Below are 15692 nucleotides of genomic sequence, written 5' to 3'. Positions count from 1 at the left end.
CACCCGGCTGTGCCGTGGTGCAGGCTGGGCCCGACGACGGACCCGATCGAGGGACCCCCGAAACAAGAGGAGGTGATCGGTGTGACGGACGAGAAGCCCAATGCCGAGGTGGCCGAGACCCAGGGCGCTGAAGAGCCCAAGGTTGCGACAGCGCCGAGCACGGACGCGAAGGCGAAGTTCAGGGAAGCACTGGACCGCAAGAACGCGGCTCGGAGCCGGACCTCCGCCGGCGATGTGAACACCGGTGCGGTGCACGGCTCGGAGACGACCGGCCCCGTGCAGAAGATGTTCCGCCGCAAGAGCGGCTGAGACTGTCGACCGAGGCCGTCGACCAGGTATCTGACCTGGTCGACGGCCTTTGCCGTCTCGCGAGGCGCCCAGAAAAGGCCAGAGGCTACCCCTGATCCTGTATGCCTCCGCGTGGCGCAGGTTCACGCGTGGGTGCTCACTCGCGGTCCGGTCGCCATCCCGGCGATCTGGCCCAGACGCGCCGAGTACGGGACCTGGTACGTGACGCACGCACGAGGGGTCACCCAGTCCGGGTGACTCCTCGCCAGCGATCGGGGCCTAGCGTCGGGCCTGCGGGTCGCCAGGCGTGTTCAAGCGGAGGTGTTCGGTATGGGCGCAGCAATAGGTCAGTCGCTACCCGTGGCAGTGGGTGTTCTCATCAGTCCTTTGCCGATCGTCGCGGTGGTGCTGATGCTCGTCAGCGCCCGGGCGCGCACGAACGCGCTGGCTTTCGTGATCGGCTGGTTCCTGGCAGTTCTCGTCCTGGTTGGTGCTGTCGCGCTGGCAGCTGGGGCCGCCGCGCCCGGCGACGGTCCGGCCGAGTGGACAGGCTGGTTGAAGATCGGCCTTGGTGTCCTGCTGGTGTTCCTCAGTGTGCGCCAGTGGCTGGGCCGGCCACGGGGCGACACCGAGCCGCCGGCGCCGAAGTGGATGGCAGCCATCGAGCAGTTCACCCCGGTGAAGTCCGCCGGGCTGGCGGTCCTGCTTGGCGCGGTGAACCCGAAGAACCTGCTCCTGGTCGTGTCCGGTGGTGCGGCCATCGCGGCCACCCAGCCGGTGGACACCGTCACGACCGTCGTAGCCGCGCTCGTGTTCGCGGTGGTGGCCAGCATCGGAGTGGTCACGCCCGTCGTCCTCTATTTCGCCATGGGAGCACGAGCCGCCCGGACTCTCGATGAGCTGAAGACGTGGATGATCCGCAACAACGCGGCGATCATGGCTGTCCTGCTGCTGGTCATCGGCGCAAAGATGCTCGGTGACGGTGTCTCTGTCCTGTGACGAACACCGCGCCGCCACCCGTGCCGGACGCACCAGACCACTGACAGCTCGAGCGCCGGCGCGAGGAAGAAAGCGGTGAGCACGGAGAAGCACCATGCCAACATGGCCGGTACGCAGCGCCAGGTCCGGCCTCTGCTCCACGTGAGACCTACGTAGCGCTCCCTGCAGCGCGTGCAGGCCTCCTCCGCGCGCGGAAGCGAGTCGCGCGGCGATCCGCGCGGCGCCGACGCTGCGGCCGACGACTCACCAGGTCCCTCGAGGTGGGGGTCTGGTGTCCTCCGGAATGTCGCGGGATTCGCTGGAAATAGATACCGGACTGGAAGGAGTGAACCAGCTCCCGCAGATGTGGCAAGGTGCGCCCCGTCATCTCTTCAGAATGTCCCGACCTTGCCTTGCTCGAGACGCGGCATTGGGCCAGTGGGAGTCGGCCGCGTAAGCGACGCCTCTATTACCTTTCATGAGAAACCGATTCGCTCACACACGGTCCGGGCCGAAGGTTGGTGAAGGTGAGCTCGGGTAGGTCCTCGCCGAAAGCGTCTCGGATTTCGTCCACGACGGCGCCCGGTGACACGACGAAGAGTGCTGACGTCCCCGGCCGGATCCCTTCCTGGACCCGCGCGATGAAGCGGTAGTCGATCCCCTGTTCCGTGAGGGCGTGGCTCAGCGTGCGGTTGATTTCGTCGCGAGGTGGGACAAGGAAGAGGAGGTCGAATAGACGTCCCCAGAAGTCGGTGCCGGGGGCGCGCACGTCGGTGATCGGGTAGAGCTGGGACGCCGCGGGCCTTGTGGCGTCCTTCTCCCACTCCACGATCGCCGTGTCGTAGACGACGGCCAGGCTCTCGCGGGCGAGCTTGCGGAGCGTCTGCGCCGCGAAATCTGCTGTGTGCGCGCGCTGGAACTTCCAGGCGGTCAGGGTGATGCTCATCGAAGGCTACCCTCTCCATTGGAAAAACTGCATCACGCAACATTCGCGGACGAAAGAAGATGCTTGTGCAGGGAAATGGTGAAGCGGGTTCGCGACGACGTCTGTGCTCTCGATACTAGGCAGCAGGTGAATAAATGCTCGTCCTGAACAGGCGTGTGTTTCTCCATCCTGAATTCGCCCGCCGGTTGTGTCCATGAGCTCAGCCCTTGATGAAGCGGCTGGCCATGTATCGGCGGACCGGAGGAAGGGTGGCCAGCCTCAGGGGGAGCAGGCTCAGCCACAGCAGCACGGGGTTGGCCGGAGCGTAGACGCCCTTGACCCGGCGTCCGAGCCTCTGCTTGCGTTCGGCTTCGGGCCGGATGGCTGCCTCCCACGCGTTCAGCGCGCGGAGGATGTCGCCAGGGTGGGCGGCCAGCTCGGTGCCGAGCCGGTCGGCGCCGCCAACGGCCAGCGCTGAGCCGTAGCCGGCGAACAGGGTGACGCACCAGGCCGCGTCGCCGAGCAGCACCACTCGGCCGCTGCTCCAGGACGGTGCCACGACCTGGCTGATGGTATCGAAATAGACCGAATCGGCCCCCTCAAGCCCGGCGAGGGCTTCGGGGATGACCCAGCCGAGGTCGCCGTAGACGCGGTTCAGCTGGGTGGTGACGTCCTCGTCCGGACGGGCGTGGCCGGCGCGGTAGCCGAAGAAGGCGACGTTGCGGCCGTCCCCGGCGCTGATGACCGCCGCGGTACGCCCACGCGATGACAGGGTGCCGGTCGCGCCGGGCGCGATGCCTGCCGGCCGCCGCTCGAGCATGAAGACGGCGACCCTGTGATCCAGGTCGAGCAGGAAGTCCTCCTCCGGGCCGAACAGCAGGGCACGGGTGGCCGAGTGCAGGCCGTCGGCGCCGATCAGCAGGTCGGCGGTCTCGACGGTGCCGTCGCTCAGGGTGACGCGGACGGCATGCTCGTCCTGGTCGATGGCGGTGAGGGTGGTGCCGAAGCGGATCGTGGTGTGGTCGCGGACCTTGTCGTACAGGACGGACTCGAGGTCGCCGCGCAGAATGGTGATCGAGCGCGCGCCGGTGGTGGCAGCGATGGTGGCGCGGTCCAGGGCGAAGCGGCGGGAGCCGTCGCTCTTGTGGTAGACGAGCTCGGTGGTCTCGAAGGACCTGGCTCGCAGGCCGGGCAGGATGCCCATGCGTTCGGCGGCGTCGTAGCCGATGCCGCCGAAGGTGACGGCGTAGCCGCCGCCGCGGCGGCCGGGCGCGCGTTCGACGATGAGGGTGTCCCAGCCGATCTGGTGCAGGCGCAGGGCGGTGGCCAGGCCGGCGATGCCGGCTCCGATGATGATGGCGCGCATGGCGGGTGGTCCTTTCCTCAGCGTGAGAGCTGGTCGAGCAGCAGCTGTTCGGCGGCGGCATCCATCCAGGTGTCGGGGGAAGGCGCATCGGCGCGGGGGACCGGGTCGCCTTCGGCCTGCAGCCAGGCCCAGGTGTCGGCAAGAGTCTGGCTCAGCGGGCGCGTGGTGAGCCCTTCGGCCAGGGCAGCGCTGATATCGGCGTCGTGCATGCCGCTCGGCGCGCTGCCGTCAGGCATGCGTATCCCGAACTCCATGCCGAGCGGCAGGCCATGCTCCAGGAGCTGCTCCGGCGGCGCCCACACCAGTTCGGTGTCGAAGCCGGTGACTTCCAGAGCCGTGGAGAGCAGGTCGCCGAGGGTGATCGCGCCGGGTGGGCCGGTCACGGTGAAGGCGCCGCTCAGGCCGCGTTCGGCGGACCGGAGCATCCAGCCGGCCAGGTCCCGCACATCGAGGTACTGCAGCGGTGTGTCGGCAGGGGCAGCGGCCAGGACCCGGCCACCCTTCTCCAGGCGGCGCAGCCACCACGGTATGCGGCCGACGTCCTCGTACGGGCCGAGGATCATCCCGGCCCTGGCCAGCAGCGCCCGCTCGTCGAAGGACTCCAGGACGGCGAGCTCGCCGCCGCGCTTGGCCGCGCCGTAGTCGGTGTCGTCCGTGCTGCCGGGGTCTCCGTCGACCAAGGGCGCCTGCTCGTCGGCGCCCGCTCGCCAGGGCCAGCGATGCACGCCGCGGCTGGAGACGTACCCGTAGTGTCCTGCGCGGTCGGCCAGCAGGCGCGCACTGTCGCGCACCACCCTGGGCGCCCAGGCCCAGGTGTCGATGACCGTGTCCCACTCCTCGTCACCCACTGCCCGCCGCACCGACTCGGTGTCGGTGCGGTCGGCGAGCAGCGCCCGCACGCCGGGGGCGGGGTCGCGGCTGAGGCCGCGGTTGAGCGTGCTCACGTCGTCGCCGCGTTCCAGTGCGGTCTCCACGATGGCACGGCCCACGTGGTGGGTGCCGCCGAGAACAAGCAACTTCATGATGCTCCTGGAGAGAGGGGCAGCCCGACGGCTGACGGATGCTGGTGATCGAAGCTCTGGCGAGAGGTTCGATATGAGCAACGTACCGTACGTTCAGAAATTACTGAAGGCTCCGCATGTCCGGTACTCTGTCCCGATGAGGAGGCGTAGATGACTGACAGGCACGAACAGTGGCTCGCGGCCGAACGGCTGGCCCTGACCCTGACGGAGGGCGGTATGCAGCGCATGGCCGCGCGTACGCTGGCGGTCTTCCTGTTCACCGACCAGGAGAGCGTCACGGCCGGCGAGATCATCGACCGGCTGGAGGCCAGTGCAGGCTCGGTCTCCAGCGCGATCAAGTCCCTGCTTTCGGTCGGCCTGATCGAACGCCTCCCTGCCCCTGGCAGCCGGCGCGAGCACTACCAGCTCCGCGACAACGCCTGGGCCACTCTGTTCACCAGCCAGAACGCCGTCATCCAGGCGATGCTCCAGGCCGCCGCCGCCGGGATCGCCACCACCGCGAGCGGCGATCCCGCCCATCGGCGCCTGACGGAGATGCACGACTTCTACGAGTTCCTGCTCGGCGAGATCCCCACCCTGCTGGACCGCTGGCGTCAGCAGTCCGGCTGACCTCATCCGGCCGGCGCGCCCCTCTGCCCACTGCCCTGCTGCTCGCCCTCACGGGCTGCGGAATGGATGCGGAATGGATGCGGCATGGATGCGGCATGGATCGGGGACACGTGGCCTCTTATTCGGCGGGCTGGACGTCCCCGCTCGTCCTGTAGGCGGCTCGTACTCCGGCGAGACTCCCGGGCATGCCTGGGTAATGGGCTCCGGGTAGGCGTCCGTCCGCCGAAGTCGCCGCTTCGGACGCCGCCGCGTCGAGCGCGAGGCGCGACACGATGCGATAGCGGTCCCCGCGGTAGATCGAGTGGACGTACTCGACCGGGCGCGCGTCCGTGTCCAGGGTGATTCGCTCGAAGACGAGCGCCGCGGAGAACGGTGCCACGCCCATGATCGATGCTTCCTGCTCGCTCGTCACGGTCGCTTCCATCGACTGCGTCGCTCGGCTGACCCGGACCCCGTAGCGCTCGCGCAGGAGGTCGTAGAGGTCGCCGGACTCGACGTCGCGCGCGACCAGCCCCGGCACGACGCTTGCCGGGAAGTACAGATACTCGATCGCGATCGGCTCGTTGTCCACCAGTACCAGGCGGGCGACGTGCGTCACGGGCGCCGACGGCGAGAGTGTGAGTCTCCGCCCGACGCGCGGGCCCGCGGCGATCGTCGTCAGGTCCAGGACGCGACTCGACCAGGCGCCGCTCGCCCGGGGGACCTCGGCGACAGCCTCGTTGGAGACGAGCTCTTGCGTGACCTTCTCACGGGCGACGAACATCCCGCGGCCGTGCTCGCGGATGACCACGCCGGCGGCCACCAGCTCGTCCACCGCGGAGCGCAGCGTGGGGCGCGAGACGCCGAGCTGCTTGCTCAGGTCCCGCTCCGAGGGCAACGGATGACCCACCGGGCTCGACTCGACGAGCTCGAGGATCCGGTCGCGCACCTGCTCGCGCTTGCGTGTCGGACCCAAACGGATCTCCTCCACCGTGCCTCCTTCAATACCGTCGATGCTTACCACTGGTTCACACCGCATCCTAGGCTCGCGGGCGGCGTTGGGCCATGACCGCCCGGCATGGCGGCCGCCGCGGACTCAGGAAACGGCGGCGTGGCGCGCGGAATGCGGTGACCGTTGCCGGCGGATCGTTGGCAACGCGAACCTCTTGACGGCATGACTGGTCTATGCCATGTTGTCCACGGTTGACCACTTGAAGTGACCACCGGTACCAGCACCGACGCTCCACCGCATGTCACCTCGCTCCGCACCCGGCGTTTCGCCCCGTTCGGTGCGCCCGGAACCCACGAACGGAGTTCACCGTGTTCACCCTGCCCAGACACCGCGCCGCGAGGCGCCGCGCCGCCGTGGCGGCCGCCGGGCTCGTCGCCCTGTTGCTCGTGACCCCCGCAGCCGTCGCGGCACCGCCAGCCGGCACAGCCCCGCCAGCCGGCACAGCCCCGCCAGCCGGCACGGACGACGTGCCGGACATCGTCGTCGAGTACCGGACGAGCGCCACCTCTCCGACCACGGACCAGGTGGAACCCTGGCTCAAGGTCCGGAACGTCGGCACCTCGTCCGTCGCGCTCGCCGACCTCACTGTCCGCTACTACTTCTCCGCGGACCCCGGCGTTCGCCAGTACCGGTTCGCCTGCTCATGGGCCGTCCGCGGCTGTGCGAACGTGACGGGAACGTTCGGGGAGATCGCGGATCCGGAAGCCGCCGCAGACCGGTACCTGGAGGTCGGGTTCCGCCCGGGTGCCGGCACGCTGGCTCCGGGCGAGAGCTCGGGCGACCTGCAGCTGCGGTTCCACCGCGCGGACTGGCAGCGCATCGACCAGAGCGACGACTACTCGTTCGGCGCGACCCGCACGTCGTACGCCGCGTGGGACAGGATGACTGCCCGGGTGCGCGGCGAGGTCGTCTGGGGCACGGTTCCCGGGGACGAGGACCCGGGCGGCGGCCCGGTCGACCCCCCGGAACCCGGCCCCGTGCTCTTCGACGACTTCAGCTACACGGGGCACAACGATCCGCGACTGACCCAGCGCGGCTGGACGGTGAAGTCCGGCGCCGGCGGGCCGGGAGCTCCCGGCGTGGTCTGGGCGCCCGAGAACGTCACGTTCGCGCAGGAGAGCGGAAACGCCGTGATGAACCTCGAGACCAGCACGGACGGGACGCCGTCGGGCACGCGCCAGTCGGAGCTCTACCACCAGCAGAAGTTCACCGCGGGCACCTACGCCGCCCGGGTCTGGTTCAGCGACGCTCCGCGCTCCGGCCCTGACGGTGACCACATGGTGCAGACGTTCTTCACCATCACCCCGCTCGACGCACCGATGGACCCGGACTACGGCGAGCTCGACTTCGAGTACCTGCCCAACGGCGGCTGGGGAGAGCCCGCGAACATCCTCTACGCGACGTCGTGGGAGACCTATCGGCCCGATCCGTGGGAGGCGGTCAACATCCACACCGAGGAGCGGACGAGCTTTGCCGGCTGGCACGACCTGGTGGTCACCGTCGACCAGGAACTCATCCGGTACTACGTGGACGGCCGGCTCTTCGCCACCCACGGTCAGCCGTACCTGCCCGAGACGCCGATGTCGATCAACTTCAACCACTGGATCATCTCCGGCGGCCTGGTCGACAGCAGTACGCCCCGGGCGTACGACCAGAAGGTCGACTACGTGTACTTCGCGCAGGGCCAGGTGCTGGCCCCCGCACAGGTCCAGGAAGCGGTGAACGGGTACCGCGCGGACTCGGTGACACACCTCGACACGGTGCCCTCCACAGTGCCCTGACGGCGTCTGCCGGCGGCGGGCCGGGACGGGCACAGCTGCCCGCCCCGGCCCAGCCCGCCGGCCGGAGCCGGGGCCAAGTTCCCGACATGCAGACCCTTACCAGTGGTCCACTGGTAACCAAGACCTATGAGGTGAACGTGAGGAAGAACCGATTCGCTGCCAGCGCCCTGGCGGCAGGACTCGCCGCGTCGCTCGCGGCGTGCTCGTCCGGAACGAGTGAGGACCCCTCCGGGGAAGCAACGACCATCGACGTGTGGCTCATGCGCGACAGCGTGACCGACGCCTTCCTCGACGAGTTCGTCGCCGACTTCGAGGCGGACAACCCCAACACCGACGTGAACGTGCAGATCCAGGAATGGGACGGGATCGGCCAGCGCGTCGTGTCCGCGATCGCGAGCAACGACGCTCCGGACGTGATCGAGGTCGGTAACACGCAGGTCGCGCAGTACGCCGCGAGCGGCGGCCTGACCGACCTCGGCGACAAGGTCTCCGAGCTCGGCGGCGCGGACTGGATCCCGGGGCTCGCCGAACCGGGCCGCATCGGCGACGCGCAGTACGGCATCCCGTACTACGCCGCCAACCGCGTCGTCGTCTACAACACCGAGCTCTTCGAGGCCGCGGGCATCACCGGACCTCCGACGACTCGTGACGAATGGATCGCAGCGACGACGACCCTGAACTCGGGGGATGTCCAGGGCATCTACCTGCCTGGCCAGAACTGGTATGCCCTCGCCGGGTTCGTCTGGGACGAGGGCGGCGACCTTGCCGTCCAGGACGGGGAAACCTGGAAGGGCGCGCTCGACACGCCCGAGGCGCTCGCCGGGATGGACTTCTACGCGCAGCTCCAGGCACTGGGCAAGGGGCCGAAGGACTCCGACGAGGCCAACCCTCCTCAGGTCGACGTGTTCTCCGCCGGAGACGTCGCGCAGATCATCGCCACCCCGGGGGCGGGGCGCCAGATCGTCGAGGCGAACCCCGAGCTCGAGGGCAAGATCGGCTACTTCCCGGTCCCGGGCAAGACCGCCGACGAGCCGGGAGCCGTCTTCACCGGCGGGTCCAACCTCGTCATCCCGGTCGCCACGTCGCACCCCGACGAGGCGTACACGTTCGTCGCGGCGCTCGCCGGGGACGAGTGGCAGGAGAAGCTCGCCGTCGCGATGAGCTACGTGCCGAACAAGACCACCCTCGCCGACGTGCTCGCGGACGACCCCGGGGCCGCCGCGATGGCCATCGGCGCGCACAACGGCCACGCGACCCCGAACTCGCCCGAATGGGCGGCCGTCGAGGCGAACAACCCGATCAAGAACTACATGACCCAGGTCCTCACCGGAGCCGATCCGAACGAGGCTGCGACCACAGCCTCGGAGGCCATCACGTCCGCGCTCAGCGGCGGCTGACCCCGCGACAACCGGTGGGAGCGCCGGCCAAGACCGGCCGGCGCTCCCATCGTCAGCTCTGTCAGCGCCCCCCACGGGCTGCACCTCCCACACACCGGCACCAACCGGTCCCGCCACTCTGCCCCCAGGAGGCCACGTGACCGTCCCGAGCGAAGTCGCCGCGAGGACGACGCCGCACACCGTGAAGCGCGGGGCCTCCTCACCCCGCGACCGACATCGCACGCGAACAAACGCACCCCGGGGCCGGACCTCGTTCTGGCCCTACCTGCTCGTCGCTCCGACGGTCCTGCTCATCGGAGCGGTGCTCGGCTACCCCGTGGTGCGCAACGTCGTCATGTCGTTCCAGGAGTTCGGACTGCGCGAGCTCGTCCAGGGCGCGCCGGCCTTCGTGGGTCTCGCGAACTACCGCGAGCTGTTCGCCGACCACGTGTTCTGGGAGGTCGTGGTGCGCACGCTCGCGTTCACGGCCGTGAACGTCGTCCTCATCATGGTCCTCTCCACGCTCGTCGCGCTCATGCTCGCCCGCCTCGGCCGGGTCCTGCGCGTCGCGGTGATGACCGGGCTCGTGGTCGTGTGGGCGATGCCGGTCATCGCGGCCACGACCGTGTGGCAGTGGCTCTTCCAGTCGCGGTTCGGGGTCGTCAACTGGGTCCTCGTCCAGCTCGGTCTCGACCAGTTCCAGGACTACTCGTGGCTCGCGAACGGCAGTGCGACGTTCGCGCTGATCGTCGTGCTCGTCGTCTGGCAGTCGGTCCCGTTCGCCGCGCTCACTCTCTACGCAGGCCTGACGACGGTTCCCGCCGAGCTGTTCGAGGCCGCGCGGATCGACGGGGCAGCGGGGTGGGCGCTGTTCCGGCGCATCACGTTCCCCGTCCTGCGGTCGCTGTTCGGCCTGATCGCGTCGCTCGAGGTGATCTGGGTCTTCAAGTGCTTCGTACAGATCTGGGCGATCAGCGAGGGCGGCCCGAACGACGCCACCACCACGCTGCCGGTCTACGCGTACCAGGTCGCCCAGACGCTCAACCGCTACGACCTCGCCGGCGCGGTCTCGGTGATCACCGTCGTCGTCCTCACCATCCTGCTCCTCGTGTACTTCCGCCAGTCGCTGCGTCAGGAGACCAACCGATGACCCCGCGCCCGTGGACCCGCACCGTTCTCGGTGTCGCGGCCGTGATCACGCTCCTCATGTCGGTCTTCCCCGTCTACTGGATGGTGACGACGGCTCTCAAGCCCACCCCGGACATCCAGTCCGAGACCCCGCAGCTGTGGCCCAGCACCCTGACTCTCGACCACTTCGCCACAGCCTTCGCAGCGGACGGTTTCTGGACCTTCTGGCGCAACAGCCTGCTCGTGACGATCGGGGCAGTCCTCATCGCGCTCGTCGTCGCGGCGCTCGCGGCGTTCGCCGTCGCGCGGCTGCGCTGGACAGGTCGCCGCGCGTTCGTGCTCGTCGTGTTCGCGGCGCAGATGGCGCCGTGGGAGGCCCTGCTCATCCCGATGTACGTCGTGATGCGCGACGCGGGGGCGCTCGACCACCTCGCGACTCTCCTGGTCGTCTACGTCGTCATCACCCTGCCGTTCACGGTGCTCACCCTCCGCGGATTCCTCGAAGCCATCCCGGTCGAGCTCGAGGAGGCCGCGCGCGTCGACGGGTGCTCGCACCTGACGGCGTTCCGGCGCATCGTCTTCCCGCTGCTCGCGCCCGGGCTGCTGTCCACGTCGCTCTTCGGTTTCATCACGGCATGGAACGAGTTCGCTTTCGCGAACACGCTCCTCATCAAGCACCAGGACCAGCGCACCCTGCCCGTGTGGCTGTCGTCGTTCGGCAACACCTTCGGCACCGACTGGGGAGCGACCATGGCGGCCTCGACACTCTTCATGCTCCCCGTGCTCCTCGTGTTCGCGGTCCTGCAGAACCGGGTGACCGGCGGGCTCACGGCCGGGGCGGTGAAGGGATGAGCGGCACACCGGATGGTGCAGCGCCTCCGCTCCTTCCTCGGCCCGGACGATGGGAAGGCGCGAAGGGCGTACTTCACCTGGACGCGGCCTCGACGATGGGTGCGCCGGACTCGCTGCGGCGTGTGGCCGACTGGTTTCGGTCGGAGCTGAGCATGGCGTGCGGGCTCGGGCTGCACCCGGCACCGCTCGCCGGGTCGACGATCCGGCTCGGTCTCGACCCCGCGCTCCCCGCGGAGGGCTTCGTCCTCGAGATCATGACGACCCACCTCTCCGTACGGGGCGGCGACCCCTCCGGCGTGTTCTACGGGCTGCAGGCCGTGCGCCAGCTGCTGCCGTCGTCGGCCTTCGCCCGTGCCCAGGTGGGCGACGGGCCCTGGGACCTGCCGTGCGGCGTCGTCCAGGACGCGCCGCGCTTCGCGTGGCGCGGCGTCCTGCTCGACGTCGCGCGCCACTTCCTGCCGCTGGACGACGTGCTGCGGTTCGTGGACCTGCTCGCGATGCACCGCATCAACACGCTCCATCTCCACCTCACCGACGACCAGGGATGGCGCGTCGAGATCGCCGGCTACCCCCGGCTCACCGACGTGGGCGGCTGGCGCCGTGAGTCGCAGGTCGGAGCCGGCGACGACGCGCCGGGAGACGGTCGCCCGCACGGTGGTTGGTACACGCGCGCGGACATCGCGCAGATCGTGGCGTACGCCGCCGACCGGTTCGTGACCATCGTTCCGGAGATCGAGCTCCCCGGTCACGTGCAGGCGCTCGTCGCGGCCTACCCGGCGCTCGGAGCGGGTCTCGACGTCGGACCGGACGGGCGGCCGCTCGCACCCGAGGTCTGGACGCGCTGGGGGATCTCCGACCATGTGCTCAGCGTGGACGACGCCACGGTCGCCGTCCTGTGCGACGTCCTGGACGAGATCGTGGACATGTTCCCGTCGCCGGTCGTATGCCTGGGCGGCGACGAGTCGCCCAAGAGGCGCTGGCAGGACGACTCCCGCGTCGCCGCGCGGCGCGCCGAGCTCGGCGGGGCCACCGACCCCGAGCTGCACAACTGGCTGGTGGCCCGCCTCGCCGAGCACCTCGGCCGTGGTGGTCGCCGTGCCATGGTCTGGGACGAGGTGCTCGAGGGTCCCGACGTGCCGGGTGTGGTCGTCGCGTCCTGGCGCGGGGAGCACGGGGTACGCGTGGGGACCCGGCGTGGGTACGACGTCGTCTCCTCTCCCGCGGACCGCGTCTACCTGGACTACCGGCAGTCCGACGACCCGGACGAGCCCATACCGACCGGGGCGGTGACGACCCTGCTCGACATCTACGGCTTCGACCCCGCCGCGGCGTCCGGTGCTGCGTCCGGTGCGGCCGGGCCGGACGCCGGCACGACAGGGGTGCTGCTCGGTGCCCAGGCGAATCTCTGGACGGAGCACATCGACTCGAGGCAGGTGCTGGAGTACATGACGTTCCCGCGCGTCGCGGCGCTCGCCGAGGCGCTGTGGTCGGCAGGCGAGAGAGACGGCAAGGAGTTCCTCGAGCGGCTTGTCGTCCACCTCGGGCGCCTGGACGCGCGCGGCGTCGCCTACCGGAACCTCGATGGCCCCAAGCCGTGGCAGAAGCGGCCGGGCGTGCTCGGGGACGTGCGTGCGCCGCACGAGCTGGAGGCGGAGATAGCCCGTATGGTCGCGGCCTTCGACGAGTAGCCCTGACGTCACCGTGCGCGTCGAGGACAAATCGCTAGCCTGCGATGTATCTTCATCGCGATATTCTAGCGACCACAGGTTCTTCGCCCTGATCACCGGGGCGGGAACCGCACGACTCGGCACCAAGAGGACCCGCGTGAACGACACACCTGCACCCGATCAGACTCCGGTGGAGAGCGACATCGAGAGGGCGCTCGGTGGCGGTGCCAGGCCGCCGGTCGGGCGTTTCCGGCTCGACCTGGCGACAGGTGAGTGGGCGTGGACCGACGAGGTGTACGTGATGCACGGCTTCGAGCCGGGCGAGGTGGTGCCGACGACTCCGCTGATGCTGTCGCACAAGCACCCCGATGACCGGGGAAGGGTCGACGGGGTGCTGCGACATGCGGCGGAGACGGGACAGACGTTCAGCTCCGTGCATCGCATCGTGGACGCGGCAGGCAGAACTCGTACCCTGGCCGTGACAGGCCAGGGGCGACGCGACCCCGCTTCCGGCCGGGTGACCGAACTCTTCGGCTACTTCATCGACGTCACCAAGGCGCACCGCGAAGCCGCAGCACGGGAGGCGTCGGCCTCGATCCAGGCGTCGTCGGAGCGGCGGTCGGTCATCGAGCAGGCCAAGGGCGTGCTCATGGTCATTCACGGCGTCGACGAGGAAGCGGCGTTCGACCAGCTGCGCGAGGCGTCCAACCAGTCGAACATCGCCGTCCGGGACATCGCCTACTCACTGGTGCAGCTGTTCTCCGGGCCGGACGTGACCGAGTTCCCCACGCGTGAGGCCATCGACAAGTTCCTCGCCGACCCGATCCGCCCCGACGACCTCTGACGTCCGGGGTGTCGCCACTGAGCAAGCACCGCGACGGCACCGATGACCGCGGGGATCAGGAGCAGAGCTCCGCAGAACACCAGCACCACACCGACGAAGAAGGACGCCGCGACGGCGTTCCCGCGCTTGCGTCCGCGCAGCAGTCGGACACCGGTGAGAGTGCCCGTGAGGGTGACCGCGGCGAGCAGCGCGGACGTGGTGCGGACCAGCTCGTCAAGCGTGACGACACCGCCGACGACCGGGACGGCGACGAGGAAGCAGCAGGCGGCGAGGAACGCCAGGCTGCGGCGCGGCTCGCGGTCCGGCGTCGTCCGGCCGACGAGCCAGCGGGGCAGGGAGCGATCCCGGCCGAGCGCCGCGCCCAGCCGCGCTCCGCTGGCCAGGTAGGCGTTGACGGCGCCGAAGGTCAGGAGCACGGCGGCGGCGGTGGCGAGCGCGGTGCCAGTCGGGCCGAACGCACGCTCGAGGAGGGTGAGCAGCGGCGCCGGGTCACGCCCGGCGTCCGGGCCCAGGACGCCGATCGTGACGACCGCCAGCCCCAGGTAGAGCACGACCACGAGGCAGAGCGTGAGCACCGTGGCACGGCGCAGACCCCGGACGGGGTCGGCGAAGTCTGCCGAGAGGTGCGTGGCCGCCTCCCAGCCGGCGAACGCGAAGAACAGCACGGTGGCGGCGGTGCCCACGCTGCCCCAGCCGTGGGGCGCGAACGGTACGAACTCCTCGGAGCGCACGCCGCCGAGCGATACCGTGATCGCGACGGCCAGGAGAGTCACCATGACGGCGGCGGTCAGGACCTGGACCCGTCCGGTCGCGCGGAGGCCAACGGCGTTCAGCGTGAACGACGCCACGAGCAGGCCGAAGCCGACCCCCATGGCGAACCCGGGATCCCGACCGAGGGCAGCCGCGATGTAGTGCCCTCCCATCAGCGCGGCGGCCGTGACGCCGAGCGGCACCGCCGCCAGGAACCACCAGCTGACCGCCGCGGCGATCCGTCTGCCGAAGGCGATCGCCGCGAAGTGCGCGACGCCGCCGCCGTCAGGAAACGTGCCCCCGAGCGCCGCGAAGGTCGCCGCGACGGGAATGCTGGCGACGAGCAGCAGCGCCCACGCCAGCAGGGACGCGGGCCCGGCGGCATCGGCGGCCAGCGTGGGCAGGGCCAGGGCCCCTGGCCCGAGGACGGCGCCGAGCAGCATGACCGCACCCGTCGGGACGCCGAGCCCTCGACCGCGCTGCGTGCCCCGACCCACGTTCTCTCTCATGTTCCGTCCTTTGCCATACGTCCAATGTCGAGACGTGAGAGTAGGCACAGGAACGCTGCAGCAGGAGAGATCCCGAACGTTGTTCGGCACGCTTGCTATGGTCCCGACCATGGACGAACTTGATTCGGCGATCGTGCAGGAACTCCAGCGTGATGCGCGGCAGACGAACCGAGACCTGGCCCGTCACCTCGGTATCGCGCCCTCCACCTGCCTGGAGCGTGTGCGACTCCTCCGCGCACGGGGCGTCATCCGCGGATATCACGCCGAGATCGACCCGGCAGCACTCAACCGCCGGGTGGAGGCGTTCATCTCCACGCGGCTACGGCCCCTCAAGCGCGAGGTGATCGACTCCTTCAAGGCCGCCCTGATCAAGCTGCCCGAGGTCATGGCGGTCTACGTCGTCGCAGGTGACGAGGACTTCCTTGTCCACGTCACCGCCCAGGACCTCGACCACCTCCACGCGTTCCTCATCGACCGTCTCAGCCAGCGGCGCGAGGTGCTCACCTTCCGGAGCCAGATCGTCTACCAGAGCGCGCAGAAGCGGGCATACGAGCAGCTGCCCGAGGCGTGATCTGTCCCGCGGTCGGACCACCTCCGACGGGCGGA

At 69.6% G+C, this 15692-nt stretch carries 15 protein-coding genes; 10 read left to right on the top strand and 5 right to left on the bottom strand.

The genetic code is table 11. The features are described from left to right. Window positions 1-81: 81 nt before the first annotated feature. The gene (locus tag LUU90_RS12815; RefSeq protein ID WP_342470167.1) at window positions 82-309 is read left to right on the top strand and encodes a DUF5302 domain-containing protein; all 228 of its coding nucleotides are present in this window, start codon (window positions 82-84) and stop codon (window positions 307-309) included. A gap of 309 nt (window positions 310-618) precedes the next feature. After that, complete coding sequence (locus LUU90_RS12810; protein ID WP_275003816.1) at window positions 619-1287, top strand: GAP family protein; 669 nt, start codon at window positions 619-621, stop codon at window positions 1285-1287. Window positions 1288-1735: 448 nt separating this feature from the next. On the opposite strand, the gene LUU90_RS12805 is transcribed toward LUU90_RS12810, so the two are convergent. The 3 genes from LUU90_RS12805 to LUU90_RS12795 form a co-directional block, all read right to left on the bottom strand. Further along, window positions 1736-2212: a DUF1269 domain-containing protein gene (locus LUU90_RS12805; protein WP_275003815.1), complete on the bottom strand. Its 477-nt coding sequence runs from the start codon at window positions 2210-2212 to the stop codon at window positions 1736-1738. 199 nt (window positions 2213-2411) lie between these two features. Further along, window positions 2412-3557, bottom strand: a complete 1146-nt coding sequence (locus LUU90_RS12800; RefSeq protein WP_275003814.1) for an FAD-dependent monooxygenase — start codon at window positions 3555-3557, stop codon at window positions 2412-2414. A gap of 17 nt (window positions 3558-3574) precedes the next feature. Continuing rightward, window positions 3575-4579 carry a reductase gene (locus tag LUU90_RS12795; protein WP_275003813.1) on the bottom strand — a complete coding sequence of 335 codons (1005 nt, stop codon included), beginning with the start codon at window positions 4577-4579 and terminating at the stop codon, window positions 3575-3577. Between the two features lie 150 nt (window positions 4580-4729). Between LUU90_RS12795 and LUU90_RS12790 the strand changes: the two genes are divergently transcribed. Beyond that, entirely contained in the window at window positions 4730-5188 is a 459-nt protein-coding gene (locus LUU90_RS12790) for a GbsR/MarR family transcriptional regulator (protein WP_275003812.1), read from the top strand. A gap of 118 nt (window positions 5189-5306) precedes the next feature. On the opposite strand, the gene LUU90_RS12785 is transcribed toward LUU90_RS12790, so the two are convergent. Beyond that, the gene (locus tag LUU90_RS12785) at window positions 5307-6158 is read right to left on the bottom strand and encodes a GntR family transcriptional regulator (RefSeq protein ID WP_275003811.1); all 852 of its coding nucleotides are present in this window, start codon (window positions 6156-6158) and stop codon (window positions 5307-5309) included. Between the two features lie 329 nt (window positions 6159-6487). Here LUU90_RS12785 and LUU90_RS12780 point away from each other — a divergent pair, with 329 nt between their 5' ends. From LUU90_RS12780 to LUU90_RS12755, 6 genes are all read left to right on the top strand, one after another. Next, on the top strand, window positions 6488-7960 hold the full coding sequence (locus LUU90_RS12780; protein ID WP_275003810.1) for a cellulose binding domain-containing protein: 1473 nt from the start codon (window positions 6488-6490) through the stop codon (window positions 7958-7960). A gap of 137 nt (window positions 7961-8097) precedes the next feature. Next, window positions 8098-9357 (top strand): extracellular solute-binding protein, encoded by a 1260-nt coding sequence (locus tag LUU90_RS12775; RefSeq protein ID WP_275003809.1) that lies wholly within the window; start codon window positions 8098-8100, stop codon window positions 9355-9357. Between the two features lie 136 nt (window positions 9358-9493). Then, entirely contained in the window at window positions 9494-10486 is a 993-nt protein-coding gene (locus LUU90_RS12770; protein WP_275003808.1) for a carbohydrate ABC transporter permease, read from the top strand. Further along, window positions 10483-11316, top strand: coding sequence for a carbohydrate ABC transporter permease (locus LUU90_RS12765; protein ID WP_275003807.1), 834 nt, complete (start codon window positions 10483-10485; stop codon window positions 11314-11316). The genes LUU90_RS12770 and LUU90_RS12765 overlap by 4 nt, the downstream gene beginning before the upstream one ends. Continuing rightward, entirely contained in the window at window positions 11313-13004 is a 1692-nt protein-coding gene (locus LUU90_RS12760) for a beta-N-acetylhexosaminidase (RefSeq protein WP_275003806.1), read from the top strand. The genes LUU90_RS12765 and LUU90_RS12760 overlap by 4 nt, the downstream gene beginning before the upstream one ends. A gap of 136 nt (window positions 13005-13140) precedes the next feature. Beyond that, complete coding sequence (locus tag LUU90_RS12755) at window positions 13141-13827, top strand: PAS and ANTAR domain-containing protein (RefSeq protein WP_275003805.1); 687 nt, start codon at window positions 13141-13143, stop codon at window positions 13825-13827. Here the strand turns inward: LUU90_RS12755 and LUU90_RS12750 are convergent. Next, entirely contained in the window at window positions 13722-15086 is a 1365-nt protein-coding gene (locus LUU90_RS12750; protein WP_275003804.1) for an APC family permease, read from the bottom strand. The genes LUU90_RS12755 and LUU90_RS12750 overlap by 106 nt on opposite strands. A gap of 109 nt (window positions 15087-15195) precedes the next feature. Here LUU90_RS12750 and LUU90_RS12745 point away from each other — a divergent pair, with 109 nt between their 5' ends. Then, window positions 15196-15657 carry an Lrp/AsnC family transcriptional regulator gene (locus LUU90_RS12745; RefSeq protein WP_275003803.1) on the top strand — a complete coding sequence of 154 codons (462 nt, stop codon included), beginning with the start codon at window positions 15196-15198 and terminating at the stop codon, window positions 15655-15657. Window positions 15658-15692: the final 35 nt, after the last annotated feature.

This window comes from Promicromonospora iranensis, assembly GCF_028994775.1.
Lineage (GTDB): Bacteria > Actinomycetota > Actinomycetes > Actinomycetales > Cellulomonadaceae > Promicromonospora > Promicromonospora iranensis_A.
Note: the sequence above shows the minus strand (reverse complement) of the source record. Positions and strands in the feature narration are given on the sequence as shown.